This is a genomic window from Pseudomonas sp. NFR09 (assembly GCF_900111535.1).
In the GTDB taxonomy this organism is placed as follows: Bacteria; Pseudomonadota; Gammaproteobacteria; order Pseudomonadales; family Pseudomonadaceae; genus Aquipseudomonas; species Aquipseudomonas extremorientalis.
On the sequence record NZ_FOIH01000002.1, the window covers coordinates 252497 to 268537 of the forward strand.

Sequence of the window (16041 nt, forward strand, 5' to 3'; positions counted from 1 at the left end):
CGACTCAGGGCGTGGCGAGAAAGGTGAGGGTGTTTTTCAGTGTTGCCCAATGCGCTGCCTCGGCAGACCCCAAGGGCTGGGTCTTTACGTAGCTGAGGGCGATCAAGCGACGTGTGCCGGGTATCTGCATGGCCAACTGATACTGGTAAATGTTGTCGCTGCCTTTATTGAAACGGTTCTGCACCTCAAAGGCATCGATATCCTGCGCCGGCCCCACCTTGATAGCTTGCGCTGGCGAATAACGAAGGTCTTTGACTTGCTGTTCAAGCTTCTTAAGCTGGCCCTCGAAGTTGCTGTGCAAGGTCTCGCCCTCCGCCAGTGGGCTGCGACTGACCACCAGCGTGGTACCCAGGCTGGCGAACTTGAGAATATTGATTGAGGTGTCCTGCACCTCGGCATCTGGCAGGGTGAATTGGGCTTCGTTAATTACGTAATTCATGGTGGGGAAATCTCGTTATTGATCAGCGCCGGGCTTGCCGGAAAATTTTGATTCGACGGCGGACTTGATCGTGCTTTGCACACCTTGGGCGCCGGGCGATGTGCCCTTGTCGCTGCCCAGGTTGATGTCCAGTTTTCCTTTCGTCTGGATCTTGCTGCTGCCGCTGGAAAACAGATTGAACGAGCCACAGGTCAGGTTGATGTCTCCACCGGCCTTGAGCTCGATCACACTGTCGCCGCACACCAGGCGAATACTCTCGCCGGCCTCGATCGTGTAGTGCGTGGCGGCGCTGTCCGATTTGGCGCCGCCCACCAGTACGGTGTCGTTGCTGCGCACGACACGCAGGCGGTTGTTGCCAATCGTCACCGTCTCGTTATGCCCGATGCTCTTGTTGCGGTCATGCCCCACCGAATGGCTCTCATCCACCTCGACCACGATGTCTTGATTACGCTCGGCGTGGATATACAACTGCTCCAGCCCCTTCTTGTCCTCCATGCGGATTTCATTGAAGTTGGCCGGCGTGCCGCCCTTGCTCGAGCGGCTTTTCATGCCGCTCTGGGTGGCGTTTTCCGGCAGGTCGTAGGGCACGGTCTGCTCGGCGTTGTACACCCGCCCAGTGATGATCGGCCGGTCGGGATCACCTTCCAGAAAGCTCACAATCACTTCCTGGCCGATCCGTGGGATCTGCATCGAGCCCCAGTTCTTGCCGGCCCAGGATTGCGACACGCGAATCCAGCACGAGCTGTTCTCGTTGGATTGGTCGTGACGGTCCCAGTAGAAGTGCACCTTGACGCGGCCGTACTGGTCGGTCCAGATTTCCTCGCCCTTGGGGCCGACCACCAGCGCGGTCTGCGGGCCTTTGACGATAGGGCGGTGGGTGATGGCCAGCGGGCGGAAACTCTGTTGGGCGTCAATGCAGGTCAGGCTGCTTTCGAACTGTGCCGAGCCCGAACCGCCGCCGCTCTCCAGGCTTTCCTGGACGATGTAGTAGCGGCAGCCGATGATCAGGTATTCACGGTTCTGGTCCTGGCGACTGAAGCCGGTGAGGCTGAACAAATGCCCCGAACCCAAACCCCGCGCATTGCCGCTGAATTCGATCTGCTCATGCAGGGTCTGCAGGGCTTCGATGCGGGTGCGTGCGTAGTGTTCGCCGTCCTCGCTTTGCACGTAGGTGCCGGGGTAGTCGTACAGCGGGTAGTCGCCGGCGGTGTGCGGGCGTGGCATGGCCGAGCGTACATCGATGCTGGCGCTGGGGCGCTGGAAGTCGTAGTCGTTGAGCTCCAGCGAACCGGGCTGCACCTCCTGCGCCAGGTGCCAGTTGTGCATGTGGTCGCGTTCGCGCTGCTGCTCGTCCTTGGGGTAATACGGGACCGACGCGTAGCCCGGCACCGTGGTGTGGGCGCCGTAGGCGTCGGCCAGCACCAGCACATGGCGGTCCTGTTCGTGGCGGAAGAAATAGTAGATGCCTTCCTGTTCCATCAAGCGGCTGACGAAATCGAAGCTGGTCTCGCGATACTGCACGCAGTATTCCCACTCGCGGTATGGCCGGCTCAGGGCGTCTTCGAAATCGGAAAAACCCAGGTCGCGGAACACCTGCTTGATGATCTGCGGGATGCTCAGGTTCTGGAAAATCCGGCAATCGGAGGTACGGCTGAGCAACCACAGCCACGGGCGCAGCGTCACCTGGTAACTGGCGAACTGGCCCTGGTCGATGTTCTGGCTGCACCGTGCGACGATGCCGTGGAAGTGCCGTTCACCGCCGTCCGCCAACTGCAGGCCCACGCTCATGGGTTTGCCGAGCAATTGGTTGAGGTCGATGTTGGCATCCAGGGACGTCAGTTGCAGCTCGTAGTTGAACAGCCGCCCCAGCTCTTCGCCGCCGCCGATTTCATTGAGCAGCAGTACATCCGGCCCGAGGGGGCTGGTGATTTTGGCCAGGCGTGAGGCTTGGTTGAATAGCATCGAAATACCCTAATAACTGAAGGAACCCAATCCAATGTGGGAGGGAGCTTGCTCCCGATAACAGTGTGTCAGTGGATGCATCAGGTGACTGATTCACCGCCATCGGGGGCAAGCCCCCTCCCACATGTTGAGCAGTATTCCGTCAGGTCAATCGTTGAACTGGTAGTGCAATTCATTATCCCGACTGCTGATCTGTACCCCCGCCAACGCCTTGCCCTCCAGCATGCGCGTGAGGAATTCACGGCTCATGTCCGGCAGCAGGCTGTTGGTCAGGATGGTGTCGATCATGCGCCCGCCGCTTTCGGTTTCGGTGCAACGCGAGACGATCAAATCGACCACCGCGTCGTCGTAGTCGAAGGCCACTTTGTGGGTGGTCTCTACGCGCTTCTTGATGCGGTTCAGTTGCAGGCGGGTGATCGCCTTGAGCATCTCGTCGCTGAGCGGGTAGTACGGAATGGTCACCAGACGGCCGAGCAGAGCCGGCGGGAAAATCTCCAGCAGCGGCTGGCGCAGGGCCTTGGCGATTTCTTCCGGCTCCGGGATGTTCGCCGGGTCTTTGCACACCTGGGAAATCAGCTCGGTGCCGGCGTTGGTGGTCAGCAGGATCAGGGTGTTCTTGAAGTCGATCACCCGGCCTTCGCCGTCCTCCATCACGCCCTTGTCGAACACCTGGAAGAAGATCTCATGCACGTCCGGGTGGGCTTTTTCCACCTCGTCCAGCAGCACCACGCTGTAGGGCTTGCGCCGCACCGCTTCGGTCAGCACGCCGCCTTCGCCGTAGCCGATATAGCCTGGAGGCGCACCCTTGAGGGTCGACACCGTGTGGGCTTCCTGGAATTCGCTCATGTTGATGGTGATGACATTCTGTTCGCCGCCGTACATGGCTTCGGCCAGGGCCAGGGCGGTTTCGGTCTTGCCCACGCCCGAGGTGCCCGCCAGCATGAACACGCCAATCGGCTTGCTCGGGTTGTCGAGGCCGGCGCGGGAGGTCTGGATGCGCTTGGCGATCATCTGCAGGGCGTGGTCCTGGCCGATGATGCGTTTTTTCAGGTGCTGGTCGAGGTTGAGCACCGTCTCCAACTCATTGCGCGCCATGCGGCCGACCGGAATGCCGGTCCAGTCAGCGACCACCGAGGCCACGGCCTGGTAATCCACGGTGGGCAGGATCAGCGGGGTTTCGCCTTGCAGGGCGGTGAGGCGCTGTTGCAGGTCGACTAGTTGGGCGCGCAGTTCATCGTTGCCACTGTCCACGACGCCCGCCTTTTCACGCAGCGTTGCACGGGTGGCTAGCAACTCGTCCACCAAGGTTTTCTCTTCAGCCCAGCGGCTTTCCAAGGTCGCCAGACGCTCACGCTCAGCGCTCAACAGCGCCTCGGTGCTGGTTTGACGCGTGCCAATCGCAATGCCAATGGCATGTTCGCGAGCGATGATCTGCAACTCGGTTTCCAGCGCCTCGATACGACGACGGCTGTCGTCCACTTCCGCCGGCACCGCGTGCAGGCTGATGGCGACGCGGGCGCAGGCGGTGTCCAGCAGGCTCACGGATTTGTCCGGCAACTGGCGCGCCGGGATGTAGCGGTGGGACAGCTTCACCGAAGCTTCTAGCGCTTCGTCGAGGATCTGCACCTGGTGGTGTTTTTCCATGGTCGAGGCCACGCCGCGCATCATCAGCAGCGCCTTGTCTTCCGACGGTTCGGCGACTTGCACGACCTGGAAGCGGCGAGTCAGGGCCGGGTCTTTCTCGATGTGTTTCTTGTACTCGGCCCAGGTGGTGGCGGCCACGGTGCGCAAGGTGCCACGGGCCAGGGCCGGCTTGAGCAGGTTGGCGGCATCACCTGTTCCGGCGGCGCCACCGGCACCCACCAGCGTGTGAGCTTCGTCGATAAACAGGATGATCGGCTTCGGCGAGGCCTGGACGTCTTCGATAACCTGGCGCAGGCGCTGTTCGAACTCGCCTTTCATACTGGCGCCGGCTTGCAGCAGGCCCACATCGAGGCTGCGCAGCTCTACGTCTTTCAGCGCGGGTGGCACATCCCCGGCGACGATGCGCAGGGCGAAGCCTTCGACCACGGCGGTCTTGCCCACCCCGGCTTCACCGGTGAGGATCGGGTTGTTCTGGCGGCGGCGCATAAGGATGTCGACCAGTTGGCGGATCTCTTCATCGCGGCCAACAATCGGATCGAGCTTGCCGCTGCGCGCCTGTTCGGTCAGGTCGACAGTGAAGCGCTTGAGCGCTTCCTGCTTGCCCATCGCACTCGGCGCCATCGCGCCGCTGGCTTCGCCCGGCACGGCGCCGGCGTTGAAACCGTCGCTGGCGCTGAGCGCGTTTTCCGGCGAGTCGCCCACGTATTCATCAAAGCGTTCGCTCAGGGCCTCGGCCTTGATCTTGTCGAATTCGGCAGACAAACCCAGCAGCGCGTGACGCAAACTCGGCGTTTTCAGGATGCCCAGCACCAGGTAACCGGTGCGCACCTGGCTCTCGCCGAACATCAGGCTGCCATAGACCCAGCCGCGCTCGACGGCTTCTTCCACATGGGACGACAGGTCGGTGATCGACGTCGAGCCACGCGGCAGGCGGTCCAGCGCTTCGGTAAGGTCACGGGCCAGGCGTGCAGGCTCGACGTTGAACTGGCGGATGATGCGGTGCAGGTCCGAGTCCTGCAGTTGCAGCAACTGGTGAAACCAGTGGGCCAGTTCCACATACGGGTTACCCCGCAGTTTGCAGAACACGGTGGCGGCTTCGATGGCCTTGTAGGCCACGCTGTTGAGTTTGCCGAACAGTGCGGCGCGACTGATTTCACCCATGCTCTGGATTCCTTGAGGTGGTGGCGTGGTCGGCGTAGTGCCGGGCCAGGATTAGGTCGTTGGCGTCATGCTCGGGTTTACCGAGCCAGGTGTTGAAGCCCAGGCGGAACTGGCCGTTGAGTTGCAGCGCCGGGACTTCGGGTTGTTGCAAAACCAGGTTCAGGTCCCAGTCCAGTTCATGGCCCAGGTACTCGGCCACCCACGCCACCAGTTCGTTGAATGGCTGGTGGCCGGGCAGCATGCCCATGTAGTCATCCAGCGTGAGCGGGCCCAGGCGGATACGGAATTTGTGCTGGCGGTCCCACACGAAGCTGCCCAGGCAAAAGTCCACGCCCAGGCGGTTGGCGCTCACACTCACGCGGCTGCGTTCGGGCAGTTCCAGCCATTGGCCGACGTACTCTTCGATCTCTACCGGCAGGCCGAAATACTCGCTGAGAATCGCCTTCAGGCCGTCCGGGTAGCGGGTTTGCGCCGACAGGTGGCCGCTGTAGTGCAGCTTGGCGGTATCCGGGATCAGCCCCTGATTCAGCAGGCTCGGCATGCCCCGGCCGCTCAGCGCGGCGAGGCGTGCCGACCAGTAGTCATCGTCCGGGCGGTCGTGGCTGACGGTCGGCCGCGCCTCGGCCCAGGCCCGGTAAAACAGGCTGAGCAGGCGATGGTGGAACACATCCAGGAACTGCTTGCTGGTGCTGTCGGCGTTGTTGCGCTGACGCTCGCGCACGTACTCGGTGATGTGCAGCGGCAGCGGGCCGTTGGGGCCGCCAAGACCGAAGAAGAACTGCTCCAGGCGCGCCGGCTTGCCGTCGCCGCCGGGGTCGACCGAGGCCAGCGTGGCCGGGGCGAAGGTGCAATCGGCCTGTTGCCCCAGGCGCAGCGGGTCATCCGCCAGGCGCAGGGAATGGCCCAGGCGCGGCAGCTCCGGCGATTCGCACTCGATACGGCGCAGCGCCTGGAAGAAATCGTATTCCCAGGGCTCCTGGTGCATCGCATCCAGGGTACTCACAGGGTCGGACGACGTCCGGGCTTGGCTTTCCATCGCATGATCTCGCCGCGTTCGGTGGTACGGATCACCGTCTCGGTAAAACTGTTGATCGACACGTAGCGTGCCAGGAAGCGTTCCAATACCGCACCGAGCAGGAACACGCCGGTGCCGCGAAACGCGTTTTCATCGAATTCCAGGGTGATCTCCAGGCCCCGGCCAAACACGATCGGGCCGGGCATCGGCAGGCGTCGGGTCACGGCTTTGCTGCTGACCTCGCGCAGGCCTTCGATCTGCAATTGCAGCGCGGCGTCGTTGCTGTCGCCGTACAGGCGCAGCAGTTCGCGCAAGGCGCCGGCGCCCTGGCCCTGTTCGCTCAGGGACAAATAGTTGAGCGAGAGCTGGCTGATCAGGCGCCAGGCCTTGGCGTCATGGGCGTGGCTGGGGCGCGGGCGGCTGGGGCCTGCCACGCAGCGCACCGACAATACCGGCGCGCTGTCGGCCAGGGTGAAGTCGGTCTTGCCGTTGCCCACGCTCATGAACAACGGCAGATCGCGGTTGGTGCACAGCGCGGTCACGCCGAGCTGGCGCAGATCGTGGCGGTACGGCGACTGCCGGCTGTCCACCAGGCTGACAAAGGTTTCGCTACCCACATAGGTGGAGCGCGGCCCGTTGCGGCGCTGGTCGCTGGACAGTACGCGCGGCTCGCGACGCACGGTGTAGTACGCCTGGTCGCGGCCATAGCGCGACGGGTCACGCACCGCGTAGAACGGCAAAAACGGCTGCTCCGGCCCGGTGCCGTGGCCGGTGATGCCGCTCAGGGAGTGAATCTCGAAATCCATCGGCCGTGTGCGATCGGCGATCACATGGTGTTCATTGACCCGGTCGGACAAGTGGATACGGTCCACGCGTTTGGGGAACAGGTTGATCGCCGGGGTGCAGAACGGCAGGAACTGCGCTGCGCCGACGCTGCCTTCCAGGCTCGGTTCGTGGCGGTCGAACAGCACGATCAGTTCCAGCTCCTGGCCGTCGCAACGCTTGACCGCACGGCTCAGCTCGGCAAATTCGACGAACAGGAAGCGGTGGGGCAGGGCGAAGTATTCCTGCAGCAGGCGATAGCCCTGGAAGGCGCGTGCGACGACCGGCATCGCGGCGTCGGCGTCGTCAAAACCACGGGAGCGCAGCGCGTCTTGCGGCAGGCGCTCGACCCAATCGCCACCGGGCTTGCGTGCGAACACCGCGCAGGCATTGCCCAGCAGTTGCTCGTAGAGGCGGAACGGTTGCTCGTCGGCACCGCTGAGGTACAGCGGCAGGCTGTCCAGGTCGAGGCTGTTGAACGGTAGCTCGGCGCCGGTGCGCAGGGTCAGGCGCAGACCGGCCTTGGCTTTCGGCTCACTGGCGGCTAAGCGTCCCAATACGGCGGCAGGGTTGCCGAAGTACTCGGCGTTGCTCACCTGCAGCGGCCACAGCGTCACCGGGTGAGCGGTGCGGTACTCGCAGCAGGTCTGGGTTTCGCGGCCCAGGGCGGCGCGCAGGACGGTGTCGCGGGGCAGCGGGAAACCACTGGCCAGCGAGCCTTCGTCCGGGTCGGTCTGCAACTGCACCACCGTCATCGACGGTGTCGGTGCCAGGTAGTGCGGGTAGGCGATTTCCAGCAGGTTGTGGGTGAAGGTCGGGTACTCGGCGTCGAGCTTGAGCTGCACGCGGGCCGTGAGGTAGGCAAAGCCTTCGAGCAAGCGTTCGACGTACGGGTCGGCGCAGTCCATACCGGACAGGGTCAGCCGACTGGCGATCTTCGGGTATTCCTTGGCGAACTCGGCGGCACTTTCGCGCACGTGGTGCAGTTCCTGGTTGTACAGCTCCAGCAGGCGCGGGTTCATGGGCGCCTCCGCTGGTCGGCATTGACCACGCGTACGTGGCCGGATTCCAGGTCGAGGTCGGTTTGCAGCAACAGGCGCAACGGCACCGGCTGGGCCCACAGGTCGCCTTCGATCTCGAAACTCAGGGCGTTGTGGTTCATTTCGCCATGGCCGACACGGGCTTTGACACGCAGGGTGTGGCGCAGGATGCGCGGCTCAAAGGTGGCGATGGCCTGGTAGATCAGGGCTTCCAGCGCCTTGATATCCACGCTGGAAACACTGTTGCCCGCCAGCGCCGGCAGGCCGTAATTGACCACCGAGGTGCCGGCTGGAGTGTGCAGTGTGGCATCGGCATCGAGCAACGACGTGGTGTTGAGCAGCCACGCCAGGTCACGCAGCACCGAGGCTTTCAATTGGGTCAGGGACAGCACGCGTTTGTCGGCGCTTTCCTTGGGATTGGTTGGATCGTCGTCCGTCAGCCGGTCCAACAGGGACGGTTGCAGACGGTCGCGGGAAGCGATTTCAGTTACCACCAAAGCAGCTCCACGGACGGGTTGCGAGAGGGACAAAAAACCAGGGGCCGTGGCATGGCGCCACGGCCACCAGGGCTATCAGCGCTTGGTGTTGGAACGGATGTTCCAGCCAAACTTGATCGCGCCGCCGTCTTTGGTGCCGTCGGCTTTCTGCGGCTGGTAGTCGACCATCACTTGGGCGAAGTTCAGGGTGACGTTCTCGGTCAGGCGGTCATCGGTGCCCGAACCGCCGGTGCTCAGCGAGGTCACCAGCACTTCTTCCAGGTTGATCACCATGTACTCGACCTGGCTTTCGCCACCGGCCTTGCGCACGGTCAGCTTGACCTTGTCGATGTGCTTGCCGCTGGCGCAGTGCATCATCAGGTTCGGCGAAGCCTTGTCGACGTACTTGGTCAGCGACAGGTCCTGGATGTTCACCTTGCCCGCGCCGCCACCGCCGCCCACGTGCATGTTGCCGGACTGGGCCATGCCCCAGCTCCAGTTCAGCACGTCGATTTCGTCCTTGTGGGCCTTGTCCATGGACTCGCCCTTGATGTCGCCGATCTTGATGAAAATATCAACAGCCATGTTTTCTCCCTGTGTGGCGTGGGCCACTGAATTTGATTAACTCCAAATGGGCAGTGCTTTTGTGTGGGAGGGGGCTTGCCCCCGATGCAGGCACCTCGGTGTGTCAGTTACACCCCGGTGATGCCATCGGGGGCAAGCCCCCTCCCACAGAAGAGCTAGCTCATCGGTGGTTTACGCGCTTTTCGCCGAAGGCAGCTTGGATACCAGGCGCAGCGACACCGTCAGCCCTTCGAGCTGGTAGTGCGGGCGCAGGTAGAACTTGGAGTTGTAGTACCCAGGGTTGCCTTCGACTTCTTCCACGATCACTTCGGCGGCAGCCAATGGGTGCTGGGCCTTGGTGGTTTCGGTGGAGTGCGCCGGGTCACCGTCCACGTAGTTGAGGATCCAGTCCTGCAACCAGCGCTGCATCTCGTCCTTCTCTTTGAAGGAACCGATCTTGTCGCGCACGATGCACTTCAAGTAGTGAGCGAAACGGCAGGTGGCGAACAGGTACGGCAGGCGCGCGGCCAGGTTGGCGTTGGCGGTGGCGTCCGGGTCATCGTACTCGGCCGGTTTCTGCAACGACTGCGCGCCAATGAACGCGGCGAAGTCGGTGTTTTTCTTGTGCAGCAGCGGCATGAAACCGTTTTTCGCCAGTTCCGCTTCACGGCGGTCGCTGATGGCGATTTCGGTCGGGCACTTCATGTCCACGCCACCGTCATCGGTCGGGAACGTGTGGGCCGGCAGGTTTTCCACTTCACCGCCAGACTCGATGCCACGGATGCGCGAGCACCAGCCGTAGTGCTTGAACGAACGGTTGATGTTCACCGCCATCGCGTACGCGGCGTTGGCCCAGGTGTACTTGGAGCTGTCGGCACCGTCGGTGTTTTCTTCGAAGGCGAAGGCTTCCACCGGGTCGGTCTTGGCGCCGTACGGCAGGCGCGCCAGGAAGCGCGGCATGGTCAGGCCGATGTAGCGCGAGTCTTCCGATTCACGCAGCGAACGCCAGCCGGCGTATTCCGGGGTGGTGAAGATCTTGGTCAGGTCGCGTGGGTTCGACAGCTCTTGCCACGAGCCCATGCCCATCACGGTCGGCGAAGCGGCAGCGATGAACGGGGAGTGCATGGCGGCGCAGACTTTCGACAGTTCGCCCAGCAGTTCCACGTCGGGTGGCGACTGGTCGAAGTAGTAGTCGCCCACCAGGCAGCCGTAGGGTTCGCCGCCGAACTGGCCGTATTCTTCTTCGTACATCTTCTTGAAGATCGGGCTCTGGTCCCACGCGGTGCCCTTGAATTTCTTCAGGGTCTTGTGCAGGTCCGGCTTGGAGATGTTGAGCACACGGATCTTGAGCTGCTCATCGCTCTCGGTGTTGTTGACCAGGTAGTGCAGGCCACGCCAGGCGCTTTCCAGCTGTTGGAAGTCCGGGTGATGGATGATCTGGTTGACCTGGGCGGTCAGCTTGGCGTCGATGGCCGCGATGATCGATTCGATCGACTTGATCGCGTCATTGGAGACCAGGTCGGTTTGCGCCAGGGCCTGTTCGGCCAAGGTGCGCACGGCGGTTTCCACGGCTTCGCGGGCGCGCTCGGTCTTGGGCTTGAATTCCTGCAGCAGCAGGTTGGCGAACTCGCTGGCTTCTTCGGTCTGGGTGCCCAGGATCTGGGAGCCTTCGCGGGCGGTATTGTCAGTCATGATTACTGGTCCCCTGCAGGCTTAGGCGCGCTGGCAAGTGCTTGCAGCAGTGCCGGATCCTTGATCGCCTTCATGATGATTTCTTCAGCGCCGGTCTTGCCGTCCATGTAGGTCAGCAGGTTGGCCAGCTGGGTGCGGGCTTCGAGCAGTTGATTCAGCGAGTCGACCTTGCGTGCCACGGCGGCCGGGCTGAAGTCGTCCATGCTTTCGAAGGTGATGTCCAGGCTCAGGTTGCCTTCGCCGGTCAGTTCGTTCGGTACGTGAAACGCCACGCGCGGCTGCATGGCCTTGAGGCGCGAGTCGAAGTTGTCGACGTCCACTTCAAGGAACTTGCGGTCGGCCACCGGCGCCAACGGCTCGGCAGGCTTGCCGGCGAGGTCGGCCATCACGCCCATTACGAAGGGCAACTGGACCTTTTTCTCGGCGCCGTAGAGCTCGACGTCGTACTCGATCTGCACTCGAGGCGCACGGTTGCGCGCGATGAATTTCTGAGAACTTTGCTTCGCCACGTTGCTGCTCCTGGTCGCTTGAGCGACGGTGTTGTTACTGCACAGTCGGATGGCTTACTCGCCGTCCGGCCCGCGCAGGTTTTCAAATTGGGACATGCCGTCGGGAATCAGATTGCGCACGATGGCCGCAAAGTCGGCGTGCACCAGATTCTTCGCCCGGTTCAACAGCACCGGCAGCGGGCTCGAAGGCTCGTGCCGGATGTAGTACGCAAGGATCTTGTCGAGACTGCGCAGCACATCGTCGCGGCTGGAGATATCGCCAACGGGACGCGGTGCTGCGGGGGCGGCGGCGAAGTCGGCCGAGGGGGCATTGTCGTCACTGACGGCCTCGGGTTCGCTGCTGCCGGCGGCGCCGGGCACCGCTTGATTGAGTATCTGCAACGCCTGCTTGAGCGGCTGCTTCAAGGCGCTGAGGTCCACGCCCTGGGCGGAACCGACCTGATCGTTGACCTGTTGTTCGATCGCTTCGCACGCCGCACGCGCGGTAATCAGAGCGTCGCGGGTGGCCTGTAGCTGCTCGGGGTCGCTGTCGAGGAACGCGGCGTTGAGCTGCTGAGCGCCGAGTTGTTCATCGGGGAAGCTCAACAGGCCACTGGCGTTGAGCGCCGCGCGCAGGCTCACGGGGCCGAAGGTGCGCGAGCGCGTGAGGATGCTTTCGCGCAGCAGGCGGATGTTGGTGTCGCAGGTCAGGCCGGTGAGGGCGTTGATGCGTACGGTAGGGTCGTTATCGTCGTCGGCGTCCAGGCGCGGGTGCAGGTCGGCCCAGTAATCGCGCAGCAGCGCATCGATCAGCGTCAGCGCTTCGGCCAGGCCGGCCACGCCTTGGAGGGCGAGGGCGCTTTGCAACAGGAAGTGGGTGATGCGCAGGTCTTTGCTGCGCGCGAGCAAGTCGAGGCTTTGCTGCTGGATGCTGCGCCATTCCGGCGGTTCAGCGGGCAGGATCGAGTCGCCCATGCTGCGCTCGGGTTGGCCCTTGGCATCACGCTCCAATTGCAGAAATTGCGCGTCATATTCCATGTCTTCGCCACAGGGCGAAGTCGCGGAAACGGCGGTGAGCAGCAACGGCACATCCACTGTATTTGATCTCCCTATCAGCCCGTTAGATAGCGGGCAATTCATGCATTAGTTGCGCAAGGAACTTTGCATGTTTTCTTGGTCATATAAGCAAGATGCCACTAATGTGCCATCACCGGTATTCAAGAAGTTGTGCATTTTTGGTGTAGTACTTATGCCTTGTCAAGGTAAGCTATTCGCCCTCTGTGACAGATGTGCGGTGCTTAACAACCTGTGCGACTGGTGGGTCGAACGACGTACCGGGACAGGATTTTTGTCATAGAGCCCAGTTAAGATCAGCGATCATGCTGGTATTGGCAGGTTTTGGACGGTCGATTGCTCGACCTGATGGGGATATCCCGGGAAGCGCTGTCCCGGGAATCGACCGCGCGCGAAGTATCAGCAAGGAGGCAAGATGTCGCTGTGTTTGACTATCACTAGTTATCACAAGATTACCCCTGGGCAGTGCTCCGAAAAGTCCATGAATCAGGGCTCGATGGCTATCGGCCGCAGCTCGGATAATGACTGGGTATTGCCTGATCCTGAGCGTCTGGTCTCCTCGCAGCACTGCGTTATTCAGTACAAAGATGGCCGTTATTATTTAACTGATAACAGTACCAACGGAGTGGAGTTGGTTAACGCCGGCATTCGTTTGCGCAGGGGTAACAGCGAGCTGTTGCAAGATGGCGAGCTGATCCGCATCGGCGATTACGAGATCCAGGCGCGTATCGATTTCAACGTACAGGCCGTCGACAGCCAGCCGTTTGCCGGCGAGTCGCCGAACAGTTTCGAAGCGCTGATGGGCGCCGTGTCGAATAAGCCCGCGCCTGTTCCGGTGATTGCGCCGCAATTCCAGGGCGCTTCATCGATGGACACGCTGCCGGACCTGTTCGACTTCCTCAGTCCTACCGCCGTACCGCCGCCGACCGTGCCGGACCACGTGCCTTCCGAGCAACATGACTTCCGCCCGCCGACACCGGTGGCTGTGCCGGTAGTGGCCCCGCCGGTGGTGTCGGGCGCGGTGATTCCCGAAGACTGGGACCTGTTTGGCGACACGCCAGCACCCGTCGTCAGCGCTGCGCCGCCGCCTGCGCCGCCACCGGTCATCCAGCCGCCCCCGGTGGTCGAGCCCCCGCCGCCCGTGGCGGAAAGCCAGCAACCGGACCTTCTGCAAGCCTTCCTGCGTGGTGCGGGCCTGGACCAACTGCGCCTGGACAAAGCCCAGGCCGAGGCCCAGATGGAAAATATCGGCCGCAGCTACCGCCTGATGGTCGAAGGCCTGATCGACGTGCTGCGGGCCCGCGCCAGCCTCAAGGGCGAGTTCCGCATGCAGCAGACCATGATCCAGCCGGCAGAAAACAATCCGTTGAAATTCGCCCCGAATGCCGACGAAGCGTTACTGCTGCTCCTGCGCCACGGCAACCAGGCGTTTATGGCACCCGACCTCGCCGTACGCGACAGTTTCAACGACCTGCGCGCCCACCAGTTGGCGGTGATGGCCGGCGTGGAAGCGGCGATCAAGCACCTGCTCAGCCGCTTTGAACCGACGCAACTGGAAGAACGCATGGGCAAGCCCGGCGGGCTGTCGAGCCTTTTCAATGGTTCGCGCCAGGCCCAGTACTGGCAGCAGTTCACCGAGCTCTACAGCAATATTTCCCGCGAGGCCCAGGAAGATTTCCAGGACCTGTTCGGCCGCGAATTCAGCCGGGCCTACGAAGAACACAGCGCACGACAGCGACGCTGAACCGCAGCACATGGATTTAACGGATAGCTAAGTACGTCATTGAGGACGCAGGATGATTCCCAGGTTTTTACTCGCAGTCGCCACACTGCTTTTGCTGACGGCGTGTGCCAAAGACACCGCCAAACCCGAAACAGCCGCCGAGGCCGAAGTGGATACGGCCGCCGTCGAGCTGCACTTCCATGCGATCAGCGGGCTCAACCCCGGTGCCAACGGCCAGGCCGCCCCGGTAAGGGTGCGCATCTTCGAACTGAAAAACGCCGCCACCTTCGCCCGTTCCGATTACTTCGCTCTGGCGGACCGTGCGCAATCCACACTGGGCCTGGACCTGCTGGACCAGGACGAAGTGATGGTGCAACCCGGCGAGCAATTGAGCATCCAGCGTGACCTCGACCCGTCCACGCGCCAGATCGGCCTGCTGGTGGGCTATCGCGAGCTGGACCGCGCGCAATGGCGCACGGTGATCAACGTGCCCGCGCGCCAGCACACCGAATACCAGATCAGCCTCGATGTGCGTGCCGTGCGCGCCGACGTCGTGGTCACCCCATCCAGCCCTGCCCAATAAGAAGCAATCGGAGCCCCCATGTCCTGGAACAATCGCGTGGTCTGGTCGGAAGGCATGTTCATCGGAACGCAGCACTTCCAGCAGCATGACCGTTACCTGGAAAACCTGATCGATGCCCGCAGTCGCCCGTTGTCCGCCGGCGCCTGGGGTTTTTCCGAGCTGCTGATCGACCAGGGCCTGCTGGCCCAGGGCAAGCTGGCGATCGTGTCGGCGCGTGGCCTGCTGCCCGACGGCACGCCGTTTAATATCCCCCAGGATGACCTGGCGCCAAGCCCGCTGAATATCGATGACAACCTGCGCGACGGCCTGGTGTACCTGGCCCTGCCGCTCAAGCGCGCCGGCGCCCGCGATACCGTGGATGAAGGCGAAGCCCTGGAGGCTGCGCGTTATGTGAGCCAGGTGCGCGAAGTACGCGATGACAACGCACCTTTCGAAAACCGCGCCCCGGTGGCCGTGGGTTCCCGCGCCCTGCGCCTGCTCACCGCCCAGGATGGCATCAGCGATTACGCCGCCGTGGGCCTGGTGCGCATCAAGGAAAAACGTGCCGACCGCGCATTGGTGCTCGATGACACCTACATCCCGCCGGTATTGGATGTGGCCGCGAGCAAACCGCTCACCGCCTTTCGCAGCGAACTGCTCGGCCTGCTGCACCAGCGCGGCGAAGCCCTGGCGGGGCGGGTGGTGGCATCGGGCGCCGGTGGCGCGTCGGAGATTGCCGACTTCATGCTGCTGCAACTGGTCAACCGCGCCCAACCGCTGGTCCAGCATTTGAGCCAGTTGAGCCCGTTGCACCCGGAGCGCTTCTTCAGCGAGCTGGTCAGCCTGGCCGGCGAGTTCTCGACCTTCTCCACCTCCGGTCGTCGCCCCCAGGAATACCCGCAGTATCAGCACGATGACCTGGCCCTGAGCTTCGCGCCGGTGATGGCGGCATTGCGTGAAGCGTTGTCGATGCTGATCGACAGCAAGGCCACACCGATCCCGATTGTCGAGAAAGCCTATGGCGTGCACGTGGCGATGCTGGCCGACAAGACTCTGCTCGACAACGCCAGTTTCATCCTGGTGGTGCGCGCCGATGTGCCCGGCGAAACCCTGCGCGCACGCTTCGGCCAGCAGAGCAAAGTCGGCTCGGTGGAGCACATCCGCGACCTGGTCAACCTGCAACTGCCGGGTATTGGCCTGTTGCCTCTGCCGGTGGCGCCACGCCAACTGCCGTACCACGCAGGCTCGACGTATTACGAGCTCGATCGCGGCAGCGAGCATTGGCAACAACTGGGCAATTCCGGCGGTTTTGCCTTCCATATCGCCGGGCAGTTCCCGGGCTTGAACCTGGCCTTCTGGGCGATCCGAGGATAATCCGC

Annotated in this window: 13 protein-coding genes; 3 read left to right on the plus strand and 10 right to left on the minus strand. The window is 62.7% G+C overall.

The features are described 5' to 3' along the window. Positions 1–4 precede the first annotated feature (4 nt). From BMX59_RS05080 to tssA, 10 genes are all read right to left on the minus strand, one after another. The gene (locus BMX59_RS05080) at positions 5–439 is read right to left on the minus strand and encodes a DcrB-related protein (protein ID WP_092241636.1); all 435 of its coding nucleotides are present in this window, start codon (positions 437–439) and stop codon (positions 5–7) included. A 15-nt stretch (positions 440–454) separates the two neighbouring features. Continuing rightward, positions 455–2401, minus strand: coding sequence for a type VI secretion system Vgr family protein (locus tag BMX59_RS05085; RefSeq protein ID WP_093120344.1), 1947 nt, complete (start codon positions 2399–2401; stop codon positions 455–457). A gap of 147 nt (positions 2402–2548) precedes the next feature. Next, complete coding sequence (gene tssH / locus BMX59_RS05090) at positions 2549–5206, minus strand: type VI secretion system ATPase TssH (RefSeq protein ID WP_093120347.1); 2658 nt, start codon at positions 5204–5206, stop codon at positions 2549–2551. Next, a complete protein-coding gene (gene tssG / locus BMX59_RS05095; protein ID WP_058424270.1) occupies positions 5199–6242 on the minus strand; it encodes a type VI secretion system baseplate subunit TssG in 1044 nt (347 codons plus the stop codon). The genes tssH and tssG overlap by 8 nt, the downstream gene beginning before the upstream one ends. Then, positions 6206–8065 carry a type VI secretion system baseplate subunit TssF gene (gene tssF / locus BMX59_RS05100; protein WP_093120350.1) on the minus strand — a complete coding sequence of 620 codons (1860 nt, stop codon included), beginning with the start codon at positions 8063–8065 and terminating at the stop codon, positions 6206–6208. Before tssF ends, tssG begins: the two co-directional genes overlap by 37 nt. After that, complete coding sequence (tssE, locus tag BMX59_RS05105) at positions 8062–8577, minus strand: type VI secretion system baseplate subunit TssE (protein ID WP_005792513.1); 516 nt, start codon at positions 8575–8577, stop codon at positions 8062–8064. Before tssE ends, tssF begins: the two co-directional genes overlap by 4 nt. 78 nt (positions 8578–8655) lie before the next feature. Continuing rightward, entirely contained in the window at positions 8656–9144 is a 489-nt protein-coding gene (locus tag BMX59_RS05110; protein ID WP_005792512.1) for an Hcp family type VI secretion system effector, read from the minus strand. 171 nt (positions 9145–9315) lie between these two features. Then, positions 9316–10815, minus strand: a complete 1500-nt coding sequence (gene tssC, locus BMX59_RS05115; protein WP_058424268.1) for a type VI secretion system contractile sheath large subunit — start codon at positions 10813–10815, stop codon at positions 9316–9318. A 2-nt stretch (positions 10816–10817) separates the two neighbouring features. Continuing rightward, a complete protein-coding gene (gene tssB / locus BMX59_RS05120) occupies positions 10818–11324 on the minus strand; it encodes a type VI secretion system contractile sheath small subunit (RefSeq protein ID WP_010207547.1) in 507 nt (168 codons plus the stop codon). A gap of 54 nt (positions 11325–11378) precedes the next feature. Continuing rightward, positions 11379–12398: a type VI secretion system protein TssA gene (gene tssA / locus BMX59_RS05125; protein WP_093120353.1), complete on the minus strand. Its 1020-nt coding sequence runs from the start codon at positions 12396–12398 to the stop codon at positions 11379–11381. 394 nt (positions 12399–12792) lie between these two features. Between tssA and tagH the strand changes: the two genes are divergently transcribed. The 3 genes from tagH to tssK are packed head-to-tail and all read left to right on the plus strand — an operon-like array spanning position 12793 to position 16036. Then, complete coding sequence (gene tagH, locus BMX59_RS05130; RefSeq protein ID WP_093120356.1) at positions 12793–14121, plus strand: type VI secretion system-associated FHA domain protein TagH; 1329 nt, start codon at positions 12793–12795, stop codon at positions 14119–14121. A gap of 52 nt (positions 14122–14173) precedes the next feature. Continuing rightward, positions 14174–14683, plus strand: coding sequence for a type VI secretion system lipoprotein TssJ (gene tssJ / locus BMX59_RS05135; RefSeq protein WP_093120359.1), 510 nt, complete (start codon positions 14174–14176; stop codon positions 14681–14683). Between the two features lie 18 nt (positions 14684–14701). Then, the gene (gene tssK / locus BMX59_RS05140) at positions 14702–16036 is read left to right on the plus strand and encodes a type VI secretion system baseplate subunit TssK (RefSeq protein ID WP_071488093.1); all 1335 of its coding nucleotides are present in this window, start codon (positions 14702–14704) and stop codon (positions 16034–16036) included. Positions 16037–16041: the final 5 nt, after the last annotated feature.

Excerpts from the sequence above, each read along its gene's own strand:
- BMX59_RS05080 (WP_092241636.1), bottom strand. The coding sequence starts at position 439 with ATGAATTACGTAATTAACGAAGCCCAATTCACCCTGCCAGATGCCGAG.
- BMX59_RS05085 (WP_093120344.1), bottom strand. The coding sequence starts at position 2,401 with ATGCTATTCAACCAAGCCTCACGCCTGGCCAAAATCACCAGCCCCCTC.
- tssH (WP_093120347.1), bottom strand. The coding sequence starts at position 5,206 with ATGGGTGAAATCAGTCGCGCCGCACTGTTCGGCAAACTCAACAGCGTG.
- tssG (WP_058424270.1), bottom strand. The coding sequence starts at position 6,242 with ATGGAAAGCCAAGCCCGGACGTCGTCCGACCCTGTGAGTACCCTGGAT.
- tssF (WP_093120350.1), bottom strand. The coding sequence starts at position 8,065 with ATGAACCCGCGCCTGCTGGAGCTGTACAACCAGGAACTGCACCACGTG.
- BMX59_RS05110 (WP_005792512.1), bottom strand. The coding sequence starts at position 9,144 with ATGGCTGTTGATATTTTCATCAAGATCGGCGACATCAAGGGCGAGTCC.
- tssC (WP_058424268.1), bottom strand. The coding sequence starts at position 10,815 with ATGACTGACAATACCGCCCGCGAAGGCTCCCAGATCCTGGGCACCCAG.
- tagH (WP_093120356.1), top strand. The coding sequence starts at position 12,793 with ATGTCGCTGTGTTTGACTATCACTAGTTATCACAAGATTACCCCTGGG.
- tssJ (WP_093120359.1), top strand. The coding sequence starts at position 14,174 with ATGATTCCCAGGTTTTTACTCGCAGTCGCCACACTGCTTTTGCTGACG.
- tssK (WP_071488093.1), top strand. The coding sequence starts at position 14,702 with ATGTCCTGGAACAATCGCGTGGTCTGGTCGGAAGGCATGTTCATCGGA.